The 24,628-nt window shown below is 37.6% G+C and carries 7 protein-coding genes; 3 read left to right on the top strand and 4 right to left on the bottom strand.

Translation table 11 applies throughout. The annotated features are described in order from the left end of the window. Window positions 1–61: 61 nt before the first annotated feature. The 3 genes from MS2017_RS06465 to MS2017_RS06470 are packed head-to-tail and all read right to left on the bottom strand — an operon-like array spanning window position 62 to window position 3,367. The gene (locus tag MS2017_RS06465; protein ID WP_122951660.1) at window positions 62–1,936 is read right to left on the bottom strand and encodes an LTA synthase family protein; all 1,875 of its coding nucleotides are present in this window, start codon (window positions 1,934–1,936) and stop codon (window positions 62–64) included. 13 nt (window positions 1,937–1,949) lie between these two features. Continuing rightward, a complete protein-coding gene (locus tag MS2017_RS11615; RefSeq protein ID WP_202752608.1) occupies window positions 1,950–2,102 on the bottom strand; it encodes a hypothetical protein in 153 nt (50 codons plus the stop codon). A 2-nt stretch (window positions 2,103–2,104) separates the two neighbouring features. Beyond that, entirely contained in the window at window positions 2,105–3,367 is a 1,263-nt protein-coding gene (locus MS2017_RS06470; RefSeq protein WP_122951661.1) for an O-antigen ligase family protein, read from the bottom strand. A gap of 797 nt (window positions 3,368–4,164) precedes the next feature. Between MS2017_RS06470 and MS2017_RS06475 the strand changes: the two genes are divergently transcribed. Continuing rightward, window positions 4,165–19,233, top strand: a complete 15,069-nt coding sequence (locus MS2017_RS06475; RefSeq protein ID WP_122951662.1) for a beta strand repeat-containing protein — start codon at window positions 4,165–4,167, stop codon at window positions 19,231–19,233. Window positions 19,234–19,388: 155 nt separating this feature from the next. Here MS2017_RS06475 and MS2017_RS06480 read toward each other — a convergent pair whose 3' ends face one another. Beyond that, the gene (locus tag MS2017_RS06480) at window positions 19,389–21,344 is read right to left on the bottom strand and encodes an LTA synthase family protein (RefSeq protein ID WP_164707642.1); all 1,956 of its coding nucleotides are present in this window, start codon (window positions 21,342–21,344) and stop codon (window positions 19,389–19,391) included. 202 nt (window positions 21,345–21,546) lie between these two features. Between MS2017_RS06480 and MS2017_RS06485 the strand changes: the two genes are divergently transcribed. Both MS2017_RS06485 and MS2017_RS06490 read left to right on the top strand, forming a co-directional pair. Further along, window positions 21,547–23,382, top strand: a complete 1,836-nt coding sequence (locus tag MS2017_RS06485) for an LTA synthase family protein (RefSeq protein ID WP_122951664.1) — start codon at window positions 21,547–21,549, stop codon at window positions 23,380–23,382. A gap of 82 nt (window positions 23,383–23,464) precedes the next feature. Then, window positions 23,465–24,502: a hypothetical protein gene (locus MS2017_RS06490; protein ID WP_122951665.1), complete on the top strand. Its 1,038-nt coding sequence runs from the start codon at window positions 23,465–23,467 to the stop codon at window positions 24,500–24,502. Window positions 24,503–24,628: the final 126 nt, after the last annotated feature.

Genomic DNA, 24,628 nt, shown 5'->3' on the forward strand with positions numbered 1-24,628 from the left:
TGCACAAGACATAGAATAAGAATAAGCGCCAAGATTATTTAGTTTATTTTTGAAAATAGTATTATCTATTGGACAGCATTCTATAAGCAAGATTTAAGTAATATTGCTTGTCTTTTGCGCTTAGATTTCTTGTCGGCATATCGTCATGATTCAAATGGGATATTTTTTTATAAATCATATCAATCAAAATTTTCTTATCCATATCCACATACCCAAAACTGGATGGCATACTACCCCTATGAGTTTTTGTGTATAACGGAATCGGAGAGAAGGCCTTATCTGATAACAAAGAACGCCCATAAGCATTACACACATCAGTAACACCCAGTAAATCAAATATTGTGGGCAAAATATCGAAATGACTACTTATATCAACCGACTTAGGCTTTATCTTTGGATGGGAAATTACCAGCGGTGTTAAAATTTGTTCTGCAATAATCGCATTAGAATGAACCTTATAGCCAAATTCTCCAAACGATTGTCCGTGATCGCCACACAATACAACAACTGTGTCTTCCAAGAGCCCATTATTTGATAGTTTTTCAAAAATATTTTCCACCCACTCGGCACCCTCCTCTACGGCATTTAAATAACGACCATAAGAACCACTAGAAAATCGATTATATTTTTTGGTATTCGAAACTTGATAATTCACATGTGTTTGCGCATTTAAAATATGCATAAAAAACGGCGAACTTTGATCACGATGTTCTAAAAACCAATCCAAACCTTGCTGAGTAATCACTTGATCACTTCCACCCCAATGATTGCTTGTAGGTTGTGATTTGATTGCCCCAATAAATTTATTGTCCAAAATATTTTTAAAGCCTGATGTGCTCAATAATTGCTTCATTCCAAATGAGTCAATGTTTTGAGATGTTAAAAACCAAGTGTCATAACGACTAAGCTTTGTTAAACTTGCATACGGGTTTTTTCGACTTCCTTGATACCAATGAAATAAGGCGTTATCGGTATTTGCTGATATGCAATAATGATTCTTTGACACAATACCCTGTTTTGCCAATTTATCAAATATAGAAAACCGTGCTGGACCATTATAATAGTCAATATATTTCTTACCTAAAGATTCTACGGAAATTATCAATACATTAGCATCTTTACACAAACCAAATGACGAACTACTGTGCGTATCATTAATAGGCACATCTAACAACAACTTATCTGAAGGCTTAAATGTAACACTATCATCAATTGCCATAGAGTTTGCACCAATAATATGTTCAAAACTATTAGAATTTTGAAAAAATTCTGTATATTGATATTTTAATTTTAACACAAACCCCAATATTGGCAAAGTTACAGCAATATAGACACCATAAAGATACGAAATTTCAATGAAAAAATCAATGAAAAAATAAAGAGGATATAGTAACACCACGCCTAACAAAACCACACTAATTTTATACCGAGATTTTGCAATAATAAACAAAGATTGCGCCAAAAACCCAGTAGTTGCCCATATTATATTTTGATCAAATAGCAATGAAACTATAAACCACAACCAAGTCACCAATAACGCACTAATTCGATTAAATATAATTAAATTAATTTGCGTTTTCCCTTGTGCAATAAATATTTTTCTATCAACAAAAAATTCTTTGATTGAACTGGGCTCTAACTCTATTGAATAAAGACGAAACAATAACGCATCCACAAACAAAGCAAAAGCACCAGCTGTTGTTATGGCAAATACCAAACCTTTGACAACTAAATTATCAGCAGCAACTGCATAAGCCAATAAAATACTCAATAAAAATAAAAATACCCAATCTGAAAAAGTCAAAAACCGTGCAATGTGGACACCATAATATTTAAAAGTTTTGTTGGCTAAACACAACAAAAGCAAATTAAAATAAATTAACAATAAAGCGCCCATCATCCCTAAAACGGCTTCAAAATTAGTAAAAAGTGACATTTTAAATAATCGCTTAAAGAAAGTTTTTAAAGACTAAAAAACCTTTGTCGATAAAATTCAACCTTTGCCAAGTTGATAAATTTTTTAAACCTTGCCCCAATAGAACCAAGATCAAATTGAAGAAATTGCCAAATAGATAAGAAGTGGACTCTTGAAGATTGTTCATATTTACACAAAAGTCTCATTAGACTCAATCTTTGCATTGTTTACACTAAATGCCATCAATGACAACATAAAAAACATATAAACACCATTAGGCGCTGAACGCACAATCCAAGTTTCAGTTAGCCCAAATACCATACTTGATAAAATAATCCAAATACCAGCCAAACCAACCCATAATTTTTTCGGATTGTCTTTTATAACTTGGAAAAAGAATCTAAGTGGCAATAAAAATACACTCGCCATTAAAGCCAAAAATCCGACAATGCCGAACAATGCCAACCATTCAAAAAAGATATTGTGAGCACTTCCGTAATCATCGCCAATAACATTGTATTGAGGATATGCCTTAGTAAAGCGCCTAAGTTCCAGTCTAAAATCGCCGCTACCTGAGCCAAAAAATGGATATTTCTTAACCGTATTAATGGCGGCTTTCCAAAAAATAAATCGTTCGCTAGCAGTGCCAACTTGTTGTTTTTTGTTGTCATTTTCATTTTCAACAAATTGACTGGTGCTGCTAATTGCGGTATTAAATCTATCAATTGTTTGACCGGGAAAAGCGTTAACAGTAATGCCAATTGTCAAAACAATGCTGGTGCAAATTGCCATTATTTTAAAGCGTATTTTTTTTTGCGTGACCAGTAAATATAAAAGCATTAAAAACAATAATGGCAACGCCACCCAAGAACCTTTTGCTCCAACAATCAAACTTGCGCTTAGTGCAGATAACCCAGACAAGGCAAGTAATATTTTGTCGGTTTTTTTAAAACTGGCTAGTAATGATAACAATATATTGACTCCAACAATAAGCATAGAAAAATCGCCATACATAATTGAATGGTATGCACCTGTTGAGCCACTGTTGAGTAATAAATAAATAAGTAGCGTAAATCCTGATAGCGTTGTTCCAATATAAAACGCTTTTAACATTGGTTGCTGATAATATCTAAAAAGAAAGAAAACAGGTGCCGAAAGTAAAAAGTAACTGAATTTTCCTAACTTTTTAAACCCATTGTAAACATCATCAGAGTTAATCATACCCAGTAAATAAATAAAAAATACCACAATAAAACCAATTAAAACCGTTTTTTCTTGTGTGGACAAGGTTGGCACGAGTCTTTTAATATAAATAGTACCTAATATAAATAATAACAAATATATGGTTGATACGGCACTACCCACAATGGCCATTAATATTGGAAATAAAAACACCAAAGCCAAAGCCGATGTCTTGAATTTTTGGGCAAATATGTTGGTCAATAAGTGCATAAAGAGGGTTTGTTATTTGTAGATAAAGATATGCAATGTTATAGTAAGTGAAATAAAATTACAATCTTAAAAAAATTTCAGCACAATATATTGAGACCCCCATATTAGGCATGGATGTTGAATAAAGGACAAATTTTTACTCGGTTGTCATTTTTACAAAGCCTGAGACCTTTGCATAAATATGAATAATTAGAAAAATTCAATTTTTACCTACTTGGTAATTTTCTTAAACCATGTCCTAGCAGGACTATGACTGGGTTTAAAAAATTACCAAGTAGATGAAAAGTGGATACTTGATAATTATTCATATTTATGCAAAGGTCTCAGCCTATTTCTAACAGAAATAAAATGAGATTTATAAAAATTTACAACTGAGTAAAAATTGGCCTTTGGTTAATATTTATGCCCACTACAGGTCTCATTAAACGCATAAATAGCAATTCTCAAACCCAGCCTTATCTTGCCAAGAAAAATTTAAAGAGTTTGCTAGTCACCCATATTTATGCAAGTTGAATCCTTGGTTCGTATATAATTGCACCAAGAGTAATAAGTCAAGACTACATACAAAAGTAAGTTTAAAAATATAGAAAATGTGAATAGCATTAACTTTTTTTTGCTATAGTGCTTATAAAAAAATCTTTAACCGCATCTGATGATTCCATCAACACTGAGATGCTAGAGAATGGCACCACATCCTCTATCTTTAAAACAAACACCGATGTATTTGTAAAATTTCTACCGAAGATACATGAGTATCGTAAGTTTAAAAAACATACATAATAATACGAGGGGTAATAATGCAAGTAAAAACTCAAAAACAAATCGAAAAATTACAAATCGAAACAAAAAATATCGCTAGCACACTCAACAAAGAGGTTATTATTGTTGTTAAAGGCGTTCAACATGTTCAAGTTCAAGTAGGCACAGCCTACCAATTAAGCTTCAAAGATTTCGACACTAAAAAAACAAATCTAATTGCCAAAAAAATCGGCGATGATTTAGAGGTAACATTGGAAGACGATGTTATTATTTTTGACAACTATTTTAATATTTGCGCTCCTGATTTATCTTGTCTAGTTTCACTACCTACCGAAAGTGGTGAACTTTATCACATTGTTCCCAATGTATTCTTTAACTTAGAAGATGGCACTCAAGTTGTGTATTTTTATGGTGAACAATCTACTATAGTAGGGGCAGGTGGCCAAAGTTTCTACGATATAGTCACTTCAAATATAGGCGCAGGTGTAACTGTATTATTAGGCACAATCGCTATTATTGCTAGTAGTGGTGATAATGATAGTGATAATATTAAAACCACCATTACAGGAACCGTCTCAGTAGGTAAATACATCAGTGGTGGTGCAAACAACCCAGTTGAAGTGCATAAAGCTGATGGCACATTAATAGGCTCTAGTGCGCTTAGTGAAAATGGTCAATACACAGTTACCCTAACAGGTGACAATGCCAACTACACGGGGGCTGTTTATATAAAATTAACAAAATCTGGCATATACCATGCAGACGAACTCAAAGGTCGTGAAGTGTTGGACAGTGATTTATTTGCTATCGCTTATATTCATTCAGGTGAAAATATAGTTGATATTAGCGTTCGCTCCTCTATAGCCGCTAAAATTCTTGGCGTAGATGAAACCACCACAACCATCGCATTAAGTAAAGCAGATATCGACAAATGGAACGAAAAAGTCAATGCCTCATTTGACCTATCAGGCAGTGCAATTGACACAGATGTTGATACAATCAACAGCCTAGGCGATGAAAGTGATGTGCAAGCACAACACGCAGGTCAAGTAGCTGCCGCACTTTCTGGCATGAGAAATACCCCTGCTACCAACACATTCGAAAAAGTAATTGAAAAAATGGCTGATGTCATTGCCAGCACTGGCGCTTTAAACAAAACCGCCTTTGATGCACTGATTATTGGCGCTATTGCCGTTAAGGCAAAAGCAGAAGCAGATAAAATTATTACTGAAGCTGATGTTGATAACGCAGAAAAAGCATTAAAAACTGCCCAAGATGCAGTTGATGCTGCTGGTGATAACGCTACAAGTGCACAAAAACAAACGCTTGATGCTGCGCAAAAAGCATACGATCAGGCTGTTGCGAAAAATCTAGAGGCTCAAAATTTTATTAAAATGGCAATTGAAACTATTGATCATTTTAATGGTTTGCAAATAGCCGTCTCAGACATCACGATTACAAGCGATACAGGTGCTGCTGATTTCATCACAAATGATAACACTTTAGTGATTGGTGCTACTCTGGATGATGCGCTACCTGGTAGTAAAAAACTTTGGGGCTCTATTGACGGGGGCAAAACTTGGACAGATATTAGTGTTGCAAACACAAATGTTGTTTGGAGCAATAACAATAAAACGGTTGCATGGACTCAAACCCTTACAAAAGACACAAGCAGTTCCATCCAATTTATTATTACCAAAACAATAACCGCCACCACTGCCACTGTTGCAGAAATTATGGCTGATAAAGACGGCGGTATTGCTAGTCACGACTATACCTACGATAGCACCGCCCCTACTGAGGCAACGATTGCCATCAAATCAGATAAAAACAATCTCGTTGGCGCAGGTAAAATTGCTCATCTTGATGTGGCTTATGACAACATGGCGGCGGGTGATGTCATTCAATTGCAAAAAGGTGGTGATAATAAAACTGATCTAGGCTCTATTTATACAGTAACTTCCCTTGATGTTGAAAATGGCAAAGCAACCATTGCCATTCAGCAAACTGATTTAAGCGTTTCTTCAGCAAACAACATTTTAGTTTCAGTTAAAAGCATTACCGACCTTGCTGGCAATGTCAATAATACCGCTAGTGCCAATCAAGTATTTGAAGTGGATGTTGTTGCACCAGTGATCACTGCTTTCAGTGCAGTATCTGGTGCTTACAAAGAAGGAGCAGAAATTAGCCTTACTGCCACTGTTAGTAAATCTATCAAAGCAGGGACTAAAATAACAATAACCTTGGACACAGGTGCCATTGTTGAATTGACGGCTACCGTAGAAGGCACAACCTTAACAGGTACTTATACAGTTGAGGCATCTCAAAATAGCAACAATCTTAGTGTTAGAAGCTTTACCATTGACGATTCTATGCCACCAACAGATACCGCTGGTAACGCCATAATATCTACTACAATTATCCATAATATTACTGCAGGCGTTATCATTGACAACACTGCCCCAGTTTTTACCAGTGGCGCAGAAGGCATAGGTGTTGTTAATCAAGATATTGCCGTTTATGATGCCAAGGTTAGCAATGGCGATAATACTGTTGAATATACAATTGATAATGACAAATTTAACATCGACAAAGACACAGGCGTTGTAACTTATAAGGCAACTCCCACTGAAATCACAACAGAGGCAGATAGCATTACTATTACTGCAACCGATGCCGCTGGCAATAGCACGCAGCACAGTGTTTCTATTACCATAGCGAATAAACCAGTAATCACTATAACAAGTGACAAACCTGATGGCACTAATGGTGCATTCACACTAACCTTTTCATTTACTGAAGCAGTTAATGGATTTGAACTTACTAACATTGACTTTGGCGATGCAGACGCAAACCTTATCAAAGGCACACTGACACCAACTACTGCAAACAAAGTCTTTACTTTAACTGTAACACCAAAGGATGCACTAGAAAACAGCAATATTGCCGTTAATATTGCGGCTGGCGTAGTAACGAGTCAAGCCTCAAAACAGTCAAATATTGCTGCATTTGAATTTATCCAAAAATTTGATGAAATATCACCTGAAGTCAGCATTACCTCAAGTGCATTAACCAACGATACCACACCAGAAATTAGCGGTACTGCTGAAATGGGTACCACAATAAAAGTTACTGTGGCTGGCGCAACTTACACTACCACTGCGGCTACTGATGGTAATTGGTCTATTGATACAGATGCAACACCTAATTCTGGTACTTTGGCACTTACTGCTGATAATGCAGTAACCGTAATCGCAACTGATGCCGCAGGTAATACAACCGAAGTTACGCACACATTAAAAATTGACACTACTGCACCCAGTTTAACAACGCAAGCCAATGCCACACTAAGCAGTAAATCAGATCTAACGATTAGTTTTAATGAAAATATTAAAACCCAAGGTGGTAATGTTGAAATTTGGAATGCTAATGGCAAAGTTGAAACGATTACCATTAACAATAGCAATATTAACGGCAATATATTAACCGTTCATCCGATAAATGATTTGCCCGAAGGATCTTTCTATCTGACAATAGCAAGCGGAGTAATCACTGATATGGCAGGCAATAATGCCGCAGCCATCACCAAAAACAGCAATCAATGGGCGTTTGAAGTCAAAGCACTCTCTACCTCTATCAATTTAACAGGTACAAGTGACACTGATGCCTATATCAATGCTAGTGAAAAATCTAATGCCGTCTTGTCAGGCGAATTGATAAGCGACAATGCTACTATTGATGAAATCAGGTTTTATACAGTGGCTGAAAATGGTGCATTAATGCTAGCGTTAAATCTCACTATTGACAATGTTACAATTGACAGCAATAGGCGCTGGTCACAAAGTTTGAGCGATATGAATTTTGTAGATGGTACAATTTATAAAGTTGAAATTCACCTGAGGGATGGCGATACTAAAGTCAAACAATATAGTAACGCCGTTACTTTTGACACTTCTCCAGCAACACTTACTATTAACGCCGTTAGCACTGATGACAAAATCAATCTTAGCGATAAAAATGCCAGCATTGTTATTTCTGGCACCTCGGATGCCATTGGGCAAACTGTTACCGTCTCTTGGGACAATGGCACAGAAAAAACTGTAGTAGTTGACGACAATGGCGATTGGTCTCTTACTTATACAGCCAACGAAATACCCGCTGATAATGCCACCAGTAAAATTACCGCCAGAGTTAGCGATGTTGCTGGCAATCCAGAAACTTTAATAGAGCATTCAATTATTATTGACACCGTTGCAACTGCAAAACCAGTGATTGGCTTTGCAACAGGAGAAGATAAATATATTAATGCGACTGAAACCAGTGTTAATTTAGAAATTTCATCTACAGAAATGGTTGCTGGCGATACCATTCAACTTAAAAAGGATGGTGTTAACTTTAATGCTGCCCACACTGTAACAACTATTGAAGTTAATGCGGGTAAGGCAACCATCAATATTGCCAAATCAGACTTAGGCTCAAATGACAACACAGTAGCGATTACTGCTGTTATTACCGATGTTACAGGTAATACAAGTGCGATCAGTGATGTGCAAAATATTGTCCTAGACGCCATCAATCCAACCTTAACGGATGTGATGCTAGTGGGTGATGCCAACAAAACTGCTGCCGAAGCCATGGCCAATGTTCTTAGTTTTACTGCTGAGACAGACAGCACTGTAGAAGTTGTGTTCACAGGCACAAATGGCACAATAACCAGAGACATTGCTTCTGCTTCAGGTACTGCAGAATCCATTGCCTTGGTTGCGAATGATTTAACCACTTTAGGCGAAGGTGCAATAAGTGTTCAAACTACTGTAACTGATAAAGCAGGCAATACGACAATAAGCAACGCAGGTAACTTTGTTCTTGATACACAAGGGCCAACTGCGCCAGAAAACTTGAACTTAGCTACTGAAGATGACACAGGAAATAATAATCACGATAATCTTACCAAGAAAACAAGTGGTTTAATCATTTCTGGAACAACAGAAGTGAATGCCACAATAGAATTATTTAATGGCTCAACCTCATTAGGTACAGCAACAGCTGACAATAATGGGCACTTTTCCCATGCTATAGATTTATCTACTAATTCAACACACAATATTACTGCAAGAGCAACTGATGTAGCGGGCAATATCAGCGACATCTCCTCTAATTTAGCCATTACAATAGACACTGTTGGGTCTTCTGCAACTTTAAACACCACGGTTACAACTAAAAATACAGGTAATATATCCGTTCAAAGTTCTGAAACTGGCACGGCATATTTGGTTCACAGTTCAATAACAGTTGATGCAAACACTACTCAAGCTAACCTTGACACCTTTGCATTGGCAGACAAGGTAAACAAAGTTACTATTGCAACTGTTGATACTGCAACTGATTTAGCAGCAACTGGTTTAGTTGATGGTGAATATAAGGTTTATACGGTTGATATTGCAGGCAATATTTCAACTGCTTCTGCGGGTGCAGTGACAATTGACACGACAAATCCAAGTGCGCCAACAGGTTTAAGTTTGGCTGATAGTGGTAACACAGGAAGTAACGATGATAATATTACTAGCCAAACCAGTGCTTTAACCCTTTCTGGAACTGCAGAAGCAAATGCCACAGTAGAACTATTTAATGGTGCAACTTCATTAGGAACTGTGACGGCTGATAATAGTGGTAACTTCTCTAAAAATGTGGATTTAAGTGCTGACACAACGCACAATATTACCGCAAAAGCAACGGATACGGCAGGTAATACCAGTGATGCTTCTGCTGTTTTGGCTATTACGGTTGATACGGTTGCTCCTACAATGACTACAAACACCACAGGACAAATAGCATCTAGTAGTGATCTGGTTGCTACATTTAGTGAGGCCATTGCCAAAGGTACAGGTGATATTGTCATTAAAGAAAGTGGTGGCACTGTGTTTGAAACACTCAGTATTCTTGGAAATAATATTACCATTGGTGGTGTAGACAACCGTACTTTAACTATTAATCCAAGTGCTGATTTAGAGTCTAATAAGTCTTACTATATAGAGATTGCTGCTGGTGTGTTAACCGATGTTGCGGGAAATGATTTTGCAGGTATTAGTAATGCTACTGACTGGACTTTCAGTGCGGCGAGTTTAAGTACGACAGTTGTTTGGTCTGGCACTGATGTTGATGCTACTGATAGTTATATTAATGCTAACGAATTGGCGGCTGCTACCATTACAGGTAAGATTACAAATCAAAGTAATGCTAGTGATGTGTCTATTACAGAGATTAAGTTTATTTCAGGCAATGGGGGCGCACAACATATTGTTGGCGATGCTTTAAAGAATGCAATAAGCATAGACACTGATGGTAATTGGACATTGGTTAATGATGCTAGTTGGACTTCTGCATTGGATAGTGACAAAGCATATATCGTGCAAGTTACTTTATCAGGTACTTTGTTAGGCAATGCCATGAGTGGCTTAGGTCAAACCTCAAGCGTAACCATTGACAATACAATAACAGCGACACTAGCAGGTACACATACGGTTGCTATTAGCAATGATACAGGTATATTGGACAATGACCGTATTACTAATGACAGCGCAGTTAAGGTTAGTTTAACCTTAGCCAGTGCATTTACCTTGGCAAATGATGAAACACTACAAGTCAGTGCTGATGGTACAAATTGGGTAGCAACCACCAACACCGATACTAACACCGCATGGGCAACTGCAGATGATGCTGTTACTTTGGTAACAGGAACAAATACTTTAACTGCTCGGGTGATCGATACGGCTGGCAATGTTACGGTTCTTGCCTTAAGTGATAATGATTACACCTTAGACACCGTTGGATCTTCTGCAACTTTAAACACCACGGTTACAACTAAAAATACAGGTAATATATCTGTTCAAAGTTCTGAAATTGGCACGGCATATTTGGTTCACAGTTCAATAACAGTTGATGCAAATACTACTCAAGCTAACCTTGACGCCTTTGCATTGGCAGACAAGGTAAACAAAGTTACTATTGCAACTGTTGATACTGCAACTGATTTAGCGGCAACTGGTTTAGTTGATGGTGAATACAAGGTTTATACGGTTGATATTGCAGGCAATATTTCAACTGCTTCAACGGGTACAGTGACAATTGACACGACAAATCCAAGTGTGCCAACAGGTTTGAGTTTGGCTGATAGTAGCAATACAGGAAGTAACAATGATAATATTACTAGCCAAACCAGTGCTTTAACCCTTTCTGGAACTGCAGAAGCAAATGCCACAGTAGAATTATTTAATGGTGCAACTTCATTAGGAACTGTGACGGCTGATAATAGTGGTAACTTCTCTAAAGATATAGATTTAATCGCTGATACAACGCATAATATTACTGCAAAAGCAACGGATACGGCAGGTAATACCAGTGATGCTTCTGCTGTTTTGGCTATTACGGTTGATACGGTTGCTCCTACAATGACTACAAACACCACAGGGCAAATAGCATCTAGTAGCGATCTGGTTGCCATATTTAGTGAGGCCATTGCCAAAGGTACAGGTGATATTGTCATTAAAGAAAGTGGCGATGGCACTGTGTTTGAAACCCTCAGTATTCTTGGGAATAATATTACCATTGGTGGTGCAGACAACCGAACTTTAACTATTAATCCAAGTGCTGATTTAGAGCCTAATAAGTCTTACTATATAGAGATTGCTGCTGGTGTGTTAACCGATGTTGCGGGAAATGATTTTGCAGGTATTAGTAATGCTACTGACTGGACTTTCAGTGCGGCGAGTTTAAGTACGACAGTTGTTTGGTCTGGTACTGATGTTGATGCTACTGATAGTTATATTAATGCTAATGAATTGGTGGCGGCTACTATCACAGGCAAGATTACAAATCAAAGTAATGCTAGCAATGTGTCTATTGCAGAGATTAAGTTTATTTCAGGTAATGGAGGTACGCAACATATTGTTAGTGATGCTTTAAAGAATGCAATAAGTATAGATACTGATGGCAATTGGACATTGGTTAATGATGCTAGTTGGACTTCTGCATTGGATGGCGATAAGGCATATATCGTGCAAGTTACCTTATCAGGCACTTTGTCAGGCAATGCCATGAATGGCTTAGGGCAAACCTCAAGCGTAACTATTGACAATACAATAACAGCGACACTAGCAGGTACACATACGGTTACTATTAGTAATGATGCAGGTATATTGGACAATGACCGCATTACTAATGACAGTGTGGTCAAAGTTAGTTTAACTTTGGCCAGTGCATTTACCTTGGCAAATGATGAAACACTACAAGTCAGTGCTGATGGTACAAATTGGGTAGCAACCACCAACACCGATACCAACACTAATACCGCATGGGCAACTGCAGATGATGCTGTTACTTTGGTAACAGGAGCAAATACTTTAACTGCTCGGGTGATTGATACGGCTGGCAATGTTACGGTTCTTGCCTTAAGTGATAATGATTACACCTTAGACACCGTTGGATCTTCTGCAACTTTAAACACCACGGTTACAACTAAAAATACAGGTAATATATCTGTTCAAAGTTCTGAAACTGGCACGGCATATTTGGTTCACAGTTCAATAACAGTTGATGCAAACACTACTCAAGCTAACCTTGACGCCTTTGCATTGGCAGACAAGGTAAACAAAGTTACTATTGCAACTGTTGATACTGCAACTGATTTAGCGGCAACTGGTTTAGTTGATGGTGAATATAAGGTTTATACGGTTGATATTGCAGGCAATATTTCAACTGCTTCTGCGGGTGCAGTGACAATTGACACGACAAATCCAAGTGCGCCAACAGGTTTGAGTTTGGCTGATAGTAGCAATACAGGAAGTAACGATGATAATATTACTAGCCAAACCAGTGCTTTAACCCTTTCTGGAACTGCAGAAGCAAATGCCACAGTAGAGTTATTTAATGGTGCAACTTCATTAGGAACTGTGACGGCTGATAATAGTGGTAACTTCTCTAAAAATGTGGATTTAAGTGCTGATACAACGCATAATATTACTGCAAAAGCAACGGATACGGCAGGTAATACCAGTGATGCTTCTGCTGTTTTGGCTATTACGGTTGATACGGTTGTTCCTACAATGACTACAAACACCACAGGACAAATAGCATCTAGTAGTGATCTGGTTGCTACATTTAGTGAGGCCATTGCCAAAGGTACAGGTGATATTGTCATTAAAGAAAGTGGTGGCACTGTGTTTGAAACACTCAGTATTCTTGGGAATAATATTACCATTGGTGGTGCAGACAATCGCACTTTAACTATTAATCCAAGTGCTGATTTAGAGCCTAATAAGTCTTACTATATAGAGATTGCTGCTGGTGTGTTAACCGATGTTGCGGGAAATGATTTTGCAGGTATTAGTAATGCTACTGACTGGACTTTCAGTGCGGCGAGTTTAAGTACGACAGTTGTTTGGTCTGGTACTGATGTTGATGCTACTGATAGTTATATCAATGCTAATGAATTGGCGGCGGCTACCATCACAGGTAAGATTAAAAATCAAAGTAATGCTAGCGATGTGTCTATTACAGAGATTAAGTTTATTTCAGGTAATGGAGGCGCGCAACATATTGTTAGCGATGCTTTAAAGAATGCAATAAGCATAGATACTGATGGCAATTGGACATTGGTTAATGACGCTAGTTGGACTTCTGCATTGGATAGTGATAAGACATATATCGTACAAGTTGCCTTATCAGGTACTTTGTTAGGCAATGTCGTGAATGGCTTAGGTCAAACCTTAAGCGTAATCATTGACAATACAATAGTAGGTACACTAGCAGGTACACTAGCAGGTACACACACGGTTACCATTAGTAATGATACAGGTATATTGGACAATGACCGTATTACTAATGACAGTGCAGTCAAAGTTAGCTTGACTTTGGTTAGTGCACTCACTTTGAGTGCCGATGAGGCACTACAAGTCAGTGCTGATGGTACAAATTGGATAGCAACCACCAACACCGATACCAATACTAACACCGCATGGGCAACTGCAGACGATGCTGTTACCTTGGTAGCAGGTGCAAGCACCACTTTAACTGCTCGGGTGATCGATACGGCTGGCAATGTTACGGTTCTTGCCTTAAGTGACAATGATTACACCTTAGACACTGTTGGGTCTTCTGCAACTTTAAACACCACGGTTACAACTAAAAATACAGGTAATATATCTGTTCAAAGTTCTGAAATTGGCACGGCATATTTGGTTCACAGTTCAATAACAGTTGATGCAAACACTACTCAAGCCAACCTTGACGCCTTTGCATTGGCAGACAAGGTAAACAAAGTTACTATTGCAACTGTTGATACTGCAACTGATTTAGCGGCAACTGATTTAGTTGATGGTGAATATAAGGTTTATACAGTTGATATTGCAGGCAATATTTCAACTGCTTCTGCGGGTGCAGTGACAATTGACACGACAAATCCAAGTGTGCCAACAGGTTTGAGTTTGGCTGATAGTAGTAACACAGGGAGTAACGATGATAATATTACTAGCCAAACCAGTGCTTTAACCCTTTCTGGAACTGCAGAAGCAAATGCCACAGTAGAGTTATTTAATGGTGCAACTTCATTAGGAACTGTGACGGCTGATAATAGTGGTAACTTCTCTAAAGATATAGATTTAAGTGCTGACACAACGCACAATATTACTGCAAAAGCAACGGATACGGCAGGTAATACCAGTGATGCTTCTGCTGTTTTGGCTATTACGGTTGATACGGTTGCTCCTACAATGACTACAAATACCACAGGACAAATAGCATCTAGTAGCGATCTTGTTGCCATATTTAGTGAAGCCATTGCTAAAGGTACAGGTGATATTGTCATTAAAGAAAGTGGTGGCACTGTGTTTGAAACACTCAGTATTCTTGGGAATAATATTACCATTGGTGGTGTAGACAACCGTACTTTAACTATTAATCCAAGTGCTGATTTAGAGTCTAATAAGTCTTACTATATAGAGATTGCTGCTGGTGTGTTAACCGATGTTGCGGGAAATGATTTTGCAGGTATTAGTAATGCTACTGACTGGACTTTCAGTGCGGCGAGTTTAAGTACGACAGTTGTTTGGTCTGGTACTGATGTTGATGCTACTGATAGTTATATCAATGCTAATGAATTGGCGGCGGCTACCATTACAGGTAAGATTACAAATCAAAGTAATGCTAGCGATGTGTCTATTGCAGAGATTAAGTTTATTTCAGGTAATGGGGGTGCACAACATATTGTTAGTGATGCTTTAAAGAATGCAATAAGTATAGACACTGATGGCAATTGGACATTGGTTAATGATGCTAGTTGGACTTCTGCATTAGATGGTGATAAGGCATATATCGTGCAAGTTACCTTATCAGGCACTTTGTCAGGCAATGCCATGAGTGGCTTAGGTCAAACCTCAAGCGTAACTATTGACAATACAATAACAGCGACACTAGCAGGTACACATACGGTTACTATTAGTAATGATACAGGTATATTGGACAATGACCGCATTACTAATGACAGCGCAGTTAAGGTTAGTTTAACCTTAGCCAGTGCATTTACCTTGGCAAATGATGAAACACTACAAGTCAGTGCTGATGGTGCAAATTGGGTAGCAACCACCAACACCGATACCAATACTAACACCGCATGGGCAACTGCAGATGATGCTGTTACTTTGGTAACAGGAACAAATACTTTAACTGCTCGGGTGATTGATACGGCTGGCAATGTTACGGTTCTTGCCTTAAGTGACAATGATTACACCTTAGACACTGTTGGGTCTTCTGCAACTTTAAACACCACGGTTACAACTAAAAATACAGGTAATATATCTGTTCAAAGTTCTGAAATTGGCACGGCATATTTGGTTCACAGTTCAATAACAGTTGATGCAAACACTACTCAAGCTAACCTTGACGCCTTTGCATTGGCAGACAAGGTAAACAAAGTTACTATTGCAACTGTTGATACTGCAACTGATTTAGCGGCAACTGGTTTAGTTGATGGTGAATATAAGGTTTATACGGTTGATATTGCAGGCAATATTTCAACTGCTTCTGCGGGTGCAGTGACAATTGACACAACAAATCCAAGTGTGCCAGCGGGTTTGAGTTTGGCTGATAGTAGCAATACAGGAAGTAACGATGATAATATTACTAGCCAAACCAGTGCTTTAACCCTTTCTGGAACTGCAGAAGCAAATGCCACAGTAGAGTTATTTAATGGTGCAACTTCATTAGGAACTGTGACGGCTGATAATAGTGGTAACTTCTCTAAAGATGTAGATTTAAGTGCTGATACAACGCACAATATTACTGCAAAAGCAACGGATACGGCAGGTAATACCAGTGATGCTTCTGCTGTTTTGGCTATTACGGTTGATACGGTTGCCCCTACAATGACTACAAATACCACAGGACAAATAGCATCTAGTAGTGATCTGGTTGCTATATTTAGTGAGGCCATTGCCAAAGGTACAGGTGATATTGTCATTAAAGAAAGTAGCGATGGTACTGTGTTTGAAACACTCAGTATTCTTGGGAATAATATTACCATTGGTGGTGCAGACAATCGCACTTTAACTATTAATCCAAGTGCTGATTTAGAGCCTAACAAGTCTTACTATATAGAGATTGCTGCTGGTGTGTTAACCGATGTTGCGGGAAATAATTTTGCAGGTATTAATAATGCTACTGACTGGACTTTCAGTGCGGCGAGTTTAAGTACGACAGTTGTTTGGTCTGGTACTGATGTTGATGCTACTGATAGTTATATTAACGCTAACGAATTGGCGGCTGCTACCATTACAGGTAAGATTACAAATCAAAGTAATGCTAGTGATGTGTCTATTACAGAGATTAAGTTTATTTCAGGCAATGGGGGTGCACAACATATTGTTAGTGATGCTTTAAAGAATGCAATAAGCATAGACACTGATGGTAATTGGACATTGGTTAATGATGCTAGTTGGACTTCTGCATTAGATGGTGATAAGGCATATATCGTGCAAGTTACCTTATCAGGTACTTTGTTAGGCAATGCTATGAGTGGCTTAAGCCAAGCCTCAATCGTCATCATTGACGACACCATCACCAGCACACTAGCAGGTACGCACACAGTTGCCATTAGTAATGATGCGGGTACATTGGGCAATGATCGTATTACTAATGACAGTGCAGTTAAGGTTAGTTTGACTTTGGAAAATGCACTTACCTTGGCAAATGATGAGATGCTACAAGTTAGTGCCGATGGCACAAATTGGGTGGCAACCACCAATACCGATACCAATACTAATACCGCATGGGCAACCGCAGACGATGCTGTTATCTTGATAACAGGGGCAGGTAAAACCCTTACTGCTCGGATAATTGATACGGCAGGTAATGCCACTATACTTGATTTAACTAACAATAGTTATCTCTTAGACACCAGTGTGTCTAGCGCACCATTAGGCACGCATCTTGTGGCTATTAGTAATGATACAGGTGTATTAGATGATCGCATTACCAGTGATAGTGTAGTTAAGGTTAGTTTGACTTTGGCCAATGCTCTCATCTTGGCAAGTGATGAAATGCTACAGGTTAGTGCTAATGGTGTAACTTGGGTGGAGGCTACAAACACAAACACTACCACAAACACAGCGTGGGCAACCGCAGACGATGCTGTTACCTTGATAACAGGAACGGGTAAAACCCTTACTGCTCGGATAATTGATACGGCAGGTAATGTTACCACTCTCCCCTTAAGTGACAATAGTTACACCTTGGACACTACGCAAGCAACTATAACCAGTGTTGTTATTAACGGCAAAAAACGCGGTGATGGGCAGCTCTTTACTGGTTCTGGCATCGCCACTGATCCAAACTTCGTTTTCAATGAAACCAAAAGTATCTTGAGAGTCAGAGATGAAATTATTGTCAAAGTAACGATGAGTGAAGTGGTTCACTTGACAACAACAGATGCTTCAAACCCAGCAACTTACACTATTAAGATTGATGCTGTGGATAAAGTTGCTACTTATGTAAGTGGCTCTGGTTCCAACGCTTTGATCTTTAGTTATGCAGTTGAAGATAATATTAACACGACAAATATCACATCACCCGTCAATGCATTATCACTAGGTGCTGACATACTTAAAAATGCTATTGGTAACAATACCGACTTAACCATATCAGCACCCAATATTACTGTTACGGATATCACAATAGACAACACACCCTCAGTAATAAATGCAGAAGCAACAAAAATTTTAGATTCAGCTGACGGTATTAAAGTGAAAAGCAGTGAGAATGGAACGGCTTATTTAATTCAATACCAAATATCTACTTTTGTTAGCTCTGGCTCTATTTTAACCTACAAACAAAAGCTTGATCAAGTGGTGACTATTGCTGACCCTGATGGCATTCCTTATGGTGTTAAGATAGATGTTTTGGCCGATACCTTTGCAGATTTATCAATTAGCCAATTAAAAACAGGTGAGCGTTATAAGCTGCTTTTCCTTGATGAGGCGGGTAATTTCGTAGGTAGTGAGGTTGACGATCTCCTTATAATCATTGGTGGCAATACCTTGTCACACGACATAGGTAATATTAACTATGGCTTATCAGAATATCAAAATGATGCAGAGGTAAGTAACTTCATAGGTGGCATAGGTGCAGATACCATAACAGGTAATGCAGACATAGATACCATTGCAGGTGGTGCAGGTGCAGATGTGATAACAGGTGGTGCAGGTGCAGATGTCTTTAACTATAATGTTGTTGCAGACAGCACTAAAGATAACGCTGATACCATTACTGATTTTGAAGTTGCAATAGATAAATTAAATCTTAAAGATATAATAACAACTGGTACCAATGGTAATATTACAGATGCCGCCAGTTTGGCTAAATATATCTATGCTGAAGCTGATGCTGGTGCTGACACTAATGTTAAACTCTACATTAAGAGCGATGGTGTTAGCACTGGTACTGTCAGTGATTCTAATGCAGATATGCTGATTAATCTCACTGTAGTTGATGCTACGGCTCAAAGTGCGCTTGTTGCGGCGCTTGCTGATAACAACCTAGGTGAATATATCTTATCGTAGTGTATCTCCCTTAGCAAACAAAAAAACCACCCCTTGGGGTGGTTTTTTTTCGTCCATAGCAATTAAAAACAACAACTCTTCTTGGGCAACCTGCATTTAGGCAGAATCTCAAGTGGATGAATTTTTGTAAATCACACAACCAACCAATACTCAGTTTAAAACTTGTTTTGACGCTCGAAATCTTTAAATATTAAATACTTTGCGACTGCCTCTTGGTAGTGTAGTTGCTGGATAATATTGCGCTGATGGCTGTTTAATTCTATACTTTTCTTACTTAGTAAACTACCCTCGCCCCAAGTTTGTAAGCCAAATTTATTGGCAACGCCTTTAGGAAAAATAACATGGTAACCAGCATTGGCGTTCCAGCCGTACGACTGTTGCTGGTCTTTCTTAAGGAGCGATTTTCCAAAGGAAAAATAATCAATCTCAGACAAAGACAAATCAAACAAAGTGGGGAAAATATCAAGGTGAGAGCCGTATATTTGAGTATTGATAGGTGGTTTATATGACTCTGGAATGTATAAATATAAAGGCACAGCATATTTATAATAACCTAATTCAGCTAAATTATAATTAGCAAACCCCTTTAATACATGATCTCCCGTTGCAACAACAATGGTGTTCTTGGCAAACTCAGAAGATTTGAGCCAACTGATAAATTTACCCAATTCGTTAGTTTGATAATAATAACCATCTAACATAGTTTTGGTATTTTTATTATGCGCATCAAATTGGCTTAAGTCAAAATCAGGAGATTGATATTCAGCAGGTAAAACTACGGGTGGATGGTTATTTGTGGTGAGTAAGAAATTAAAAAAAGGTACACTTGAGTTTTGCATTTTTTGCTTGCTAAATTCAAACAAATCTCCGTCAAAAGCACCCCACGGATTATTTGACTGACGCTGCAAACTTTGCTCTATGCTACTGCGATCAAAAAAATTGTCAAACCCTTGACGGGATTGAAAATCGCCTACACTTCGCCAAGCACGATTACCCCCACTGATAAAATTGGTGGTATAACCTGCTTTTTTAAAAACCTGCATATTGGAAATATCAAATGGCGTTCTTTTGCCTTTGCTTTGCGACAAGGGTGTAATGGGACTATTTTGCAACAATCTTTCAATAGTGGGATTAGTGCCATAAGAATTGGAGAAAAAATTGGTAAAGAAGTAATCTTGATTTTTATGCTGATTAAACGCCCCTAAAACATTGTTATCACTCTTCTGCTTTGATGCAATATGAGATGACCAGCCTTCCATTAATACAAATACAATATTAGGTGGTGGCAAGTGTTTGTTTGAAGTTTTCCGAATCAAAGGATTGTGCTTGTTATAGCCAGCCTTTTGTTTTAATTCATCAAAATTATTGACATGATTGTCATTTAACAACTGACTACTAGAGAAAAAATGCGTATCTTTTTGATTGTCTCGATAAGCATAATATAAATTCATAATTGAATTTAATGCCAAGGCGTTAAGTGCGGCGTCAGCATTGGCTTGATTGGTTTTTCTAGACAAAGGAAAGGTACCAAAACTGCCTCTAGCAAAGAGTGACAACACAACAAACCACAATAAGAAGTTCAGCATTGTCTTTCTTCTAGGTATCGTATTTAAAGCACTTATTTGGTGTTTTTTCACCATCCAATACAACAATATAACGCTGAAACATAAAAAAGCAAGTGTTAAGTTAATGGCCAAAGAATTAACCGCCATACTTTTAATTACATTTACAAAACCATCATCCGTTAATCCGAATATCAACTGGTCAATGCCACTACCAAAGAAATGATAAAAACCATAACCTGACAAACAAATCAAAAGTTCCAGCAAAAAAATAAGCAACAATACATAACTAAACAATACAATAGTTTTTGAAGATTGCCTGACAAACAACAAAACAAAAGAGAGGGGAAGTAAATAAAATATTAAAGACAGCGCACTAATAACTTTAAGGTCAAACCTAAGCCCCATATAGTACAAGTCCAACATCTGTAAAGGCGAATAACGATTAAAATCTAGCAAAAACACCAACACTGCACTGCGTTGCAACACCAATAATATCAGCGAGGCGACAACAAACCACAGCATTGGACGAATAATATTAACTACCACAACAACAGTGGCTTAGAATAAAAAATGTTATGTGAGTTTTGAGTATTTAACGGTATTTGTTGGGCTAAAAAATCGCCAAATGCGTAAAAAGTAGAATCTTGATGATTGTTCATATTTATACCAAAACCTCACGCCTTTTAGTGTCATTACTTTTTAAAGATAATGCTAAAATATTTTCTTTAAAAATGCCTTAAAAACCAGTATGTCGCTATTCAAACAATATTATAAACTATTGCTACTTTATGTGGCATTCATTATCATTACAAAAGTTTTGTTCTATTTTTATCTGCGTGATAATTTCTCAGAGTTGTCATGGCAAGCCTCTATTTATGCGATTTTTTGGGGGTATAAATTTGATTTTGCTGTTGCTGCACTACTTTCTTTTATCGCCTCATTGTTTGATTTTAACAAAAAGGCTTATGCCTTCGTGTCAACACTTTTTTTGATTTTAATAGTTAATATTCAAATTGGCGATATGTTGTATTTCTCAGAGTCTGGCAGACATGTGGGCTACGAAATATTTGATATTTTTGTGGATATGAAAAGTCTTTTATTAACGGCTTATTCGCAACATTTTTTCCTAACATTGACAACATTAATTTTAAGCACCATTGTGTTTGTTATTGGCTTCAGTCAATGGAAAACAGTTGTTATTACACAATTTAATCGTTATTACATACCAAAAAAAGTGATACTTCTGATCATGTCAATATTTTTCATCAGAGGTATGTCGGTTCAGGGTATTCCACTTAACCCTTGGCAAGCAGGGCAACTTGCAAATAACAAACAAGCAATATTGGCACTGAATGCGTCGTATAGCGTAGTTTTTGCATTGACCAACAAAAATAAAGCAATCCATCAGTTGCCTATCCCTAATGTGACAAAAAATATCGCCAACCAATCCCTTAAGGCACTATATGCCGATAAAAATACCAAGATTGATACGCCAATTTTGACCAGTAAACCCAATGTCGTTATGCTCTTTTTAGAAAGTTGGAGCGCTAAATATATGCAGCCTTATGGTTATCAAAACTCAACCACACCTTATTTTGATACCATTCTCAAACAATCCATTCGACCTAGGGCAATGATTGCAGGTGGTCATCGCACCTCAGAAGGGATGTTTGCAACTTTAAGTTCTATGCAAAATCCCCTGGGAAGAACGATTGCCAAGACGCCATTACAAGACATTAAGCACCCTTCTATTGTGGATGATTTAAATAAAATCGGCTATTCTAGTGCTTTTTTTCAAGGCACAAGCAAGGAAACCAGCGGAGTTGGGAGTTTTGCCCAATCTCTTGGATTTGTTGAGTCGTTTGGAAAACGAGATATTAAAAATACACAATACCCTCGAAATAATTGGGGTGTGCAAGATTATGATTTGTATCAATTTGCCTTAACACACATACAATCCATGTCCTCCCCATTCGTCATTGGCATTAATGGCGCAACCACACATGACCTCGTTGTGCCTGATGAATTTCCCAGTCAGCATTTTTCTGATGATAAGGATTTAAACACAATGCTTAACACTTATCGTTTTGCTGATTTCTCTTTAGAATATTTTATAAAAGCAGTTAAAAGCAAACACCCCAATACTGTATTTATTTTATTTGCTGACCACACAGGCAGTAGAATCTCGGACAATTTGGAAAATTATTTGATTCCATTTGCAATATATGCACCCAATATACTGCCAGCACAATACAAAGATGTTGTTATGTCACAAAGAGACATAGCACCCAGCCTTTATGACTTGATTATTGGCGATTATACGAAGACGCAGTTTAGTGGCAAATCCATTTTCAGAGATGCATATTATTTTGCAGACTATTTTCATAACAATATACTGGGCTGGATTGAGGCAGAAGACATTGTTGAGATAAGCATTCAAACAGGGGATTTCTTATGCTTTAAGCTGAACTTCTTACAAAAACAAGCCGTTAAATGCGAAAATAAACACGACGATTTAAAAAATCACGCACTATCCTTTACTGCTTATCGTCAAAATTTGCTATTCAATGCCACCAATAAATAGCCCCAAGGTATTGATTTCCTTTTCAAAAAAATAAACCGAACAATGTCGTTAAATGTAAAAATAATAAAAACTTTGTGTAATTATGAATAATATTTTTAAATGGGATTGCCATTCTGATCAACCTTATATCATTACCGATAAAGCCTTTAAAAAGGAAAAGAAGAAACCCTATTTTCTTGAATATTTAAGTATGTTCTTGTTATTTGGCCTGGTTTTTCCAATAACATTCCTGTGGCAATTTGTTATGCGCTTTCCAAAAACGAATATGCAAGTTGGCATTGGGGTAAATTTAGACAAAGGTGAGGCACAATACGCACTGGTAAAAGAATTAGGCGTTCAGCATTTAATGATTAGAATGCCACTTTGGGAGATGGAAAAAATAGACGAATATGTGGCGTTTGCCCAAGGCTTTGGTGCTGATAAAAAATTTATTATCAATGTTTTACAAGACAGGGATCACATCGAGGATTTGGCACTTTTAGAACAAGATATTAAAATCATTTTTGACAAATTTCAATCAATTGCCCATGAGTATCAAATTGGTAACGCCATTAACCGCAGCAAATGGGGTTTTTTTTCAGTCAGCGAATATCTTGATTTTTATCAAGTGGTGCAGAATATTAGAGACACAAATTTTCAAAAAATTCAATTAATCGGCCCCAGTGTGATTGATTTTGAATATTATTACACTGCCTTTGCTTTGTTTAATTTCAGAAAGATTAAATTTAATAAATTATCCAGCCTACTATATGTGGACAGAAGAGGTGCCCCTGACAATCGACAATATGGCTTTAATCTAAAAAATAAAATTAACCTACTGGCAGCAATGGCAAATCTATCGCCAAAAAGCAATCATAAAATAGTAATTACCGAAACCAATTACCCCTTAAAAGCAACCGCCCCTTATGCGCCCACTAGCGAAAAAGAGTGTGTTAGTGAGTTGGAATATGAGCAATATATGCAAGATTATATTAACATTGCCAGAAAGACCCATAAAATTAGCCACCTTTATTGGCATCAACTTATTGCTCCAGGCTATGGTTTGGTGGATAATCGCAATGGGAAAATTAGAAAAACACCTGCATTTTATAAATTTAAACACTTAATTGGACAAACTTAATGGACATTATAAAGCAACTTTTAAAACATTATTTTTACTTAATCCTGGTTTTTTCGATTGGTAGATTGTCACTTTTTGTGTGGCAATTTGATAGATTTTCGCACACCCCTGATTATTGGCTAACTT

This window comes from Bathymodiolus thermophilus thioautotrophic gill symbiont (genome assembly GCF_003711265.1).
Lineage (GTDB): Bacteria > Pseudomonadota > Gammaproteobacteria > PS1 > Pseudothioglobaceae > Thiodubiliella.

What these genes read in the sequence shown, in the direction of transcription:
- MS2017_RS11615 (WP_202752608.1), bottom strand. Translation starts at nt 2,102, where the DNA reads ATGAACAATCTTCAAGAGTCCACTTCTTATCTATTTGGCAATTTCTTC.
- MS2017_RS06465 (WP_122951660.1), bottom strand. Translation starts at nt 1,936, where the DNA reads ATGTCACTTTTTACTAATTTTGAAGCCGTTTTAGGGATGATGGGCGCT.
- MS2017_RS06490 (WP_122951665.1), top strand. Translation starts at nt 23,465, where the DNA reads ATGAATAATATTTTTAAATGGGATTGCCATTCTGATCAACCTTATATC.
- MS2017_RS06475 (WP_122951662.1), top strand. Translation starts at nt 4,165, where the DNA reads ATGCAAGTAAAAACTCAAAAACAAATCGAAAAATTACAAATCGAAACA.
- MS2017_RS06470 (WP_122951661.1), bottom strand. Translation starts at nt 3,367, where the DNA reads ATGCACTTATTGACCAACATATTTGCCCAAAAATTCAAGACATCGGCT.
- MS2017_RS06485 (WP_122951664.1), top strand. Translation starts at nt 21,547, where the DNA reads ATGTCGCTATTCAAACAATATTATAAACTATTGCTACTTTATGTGGCA.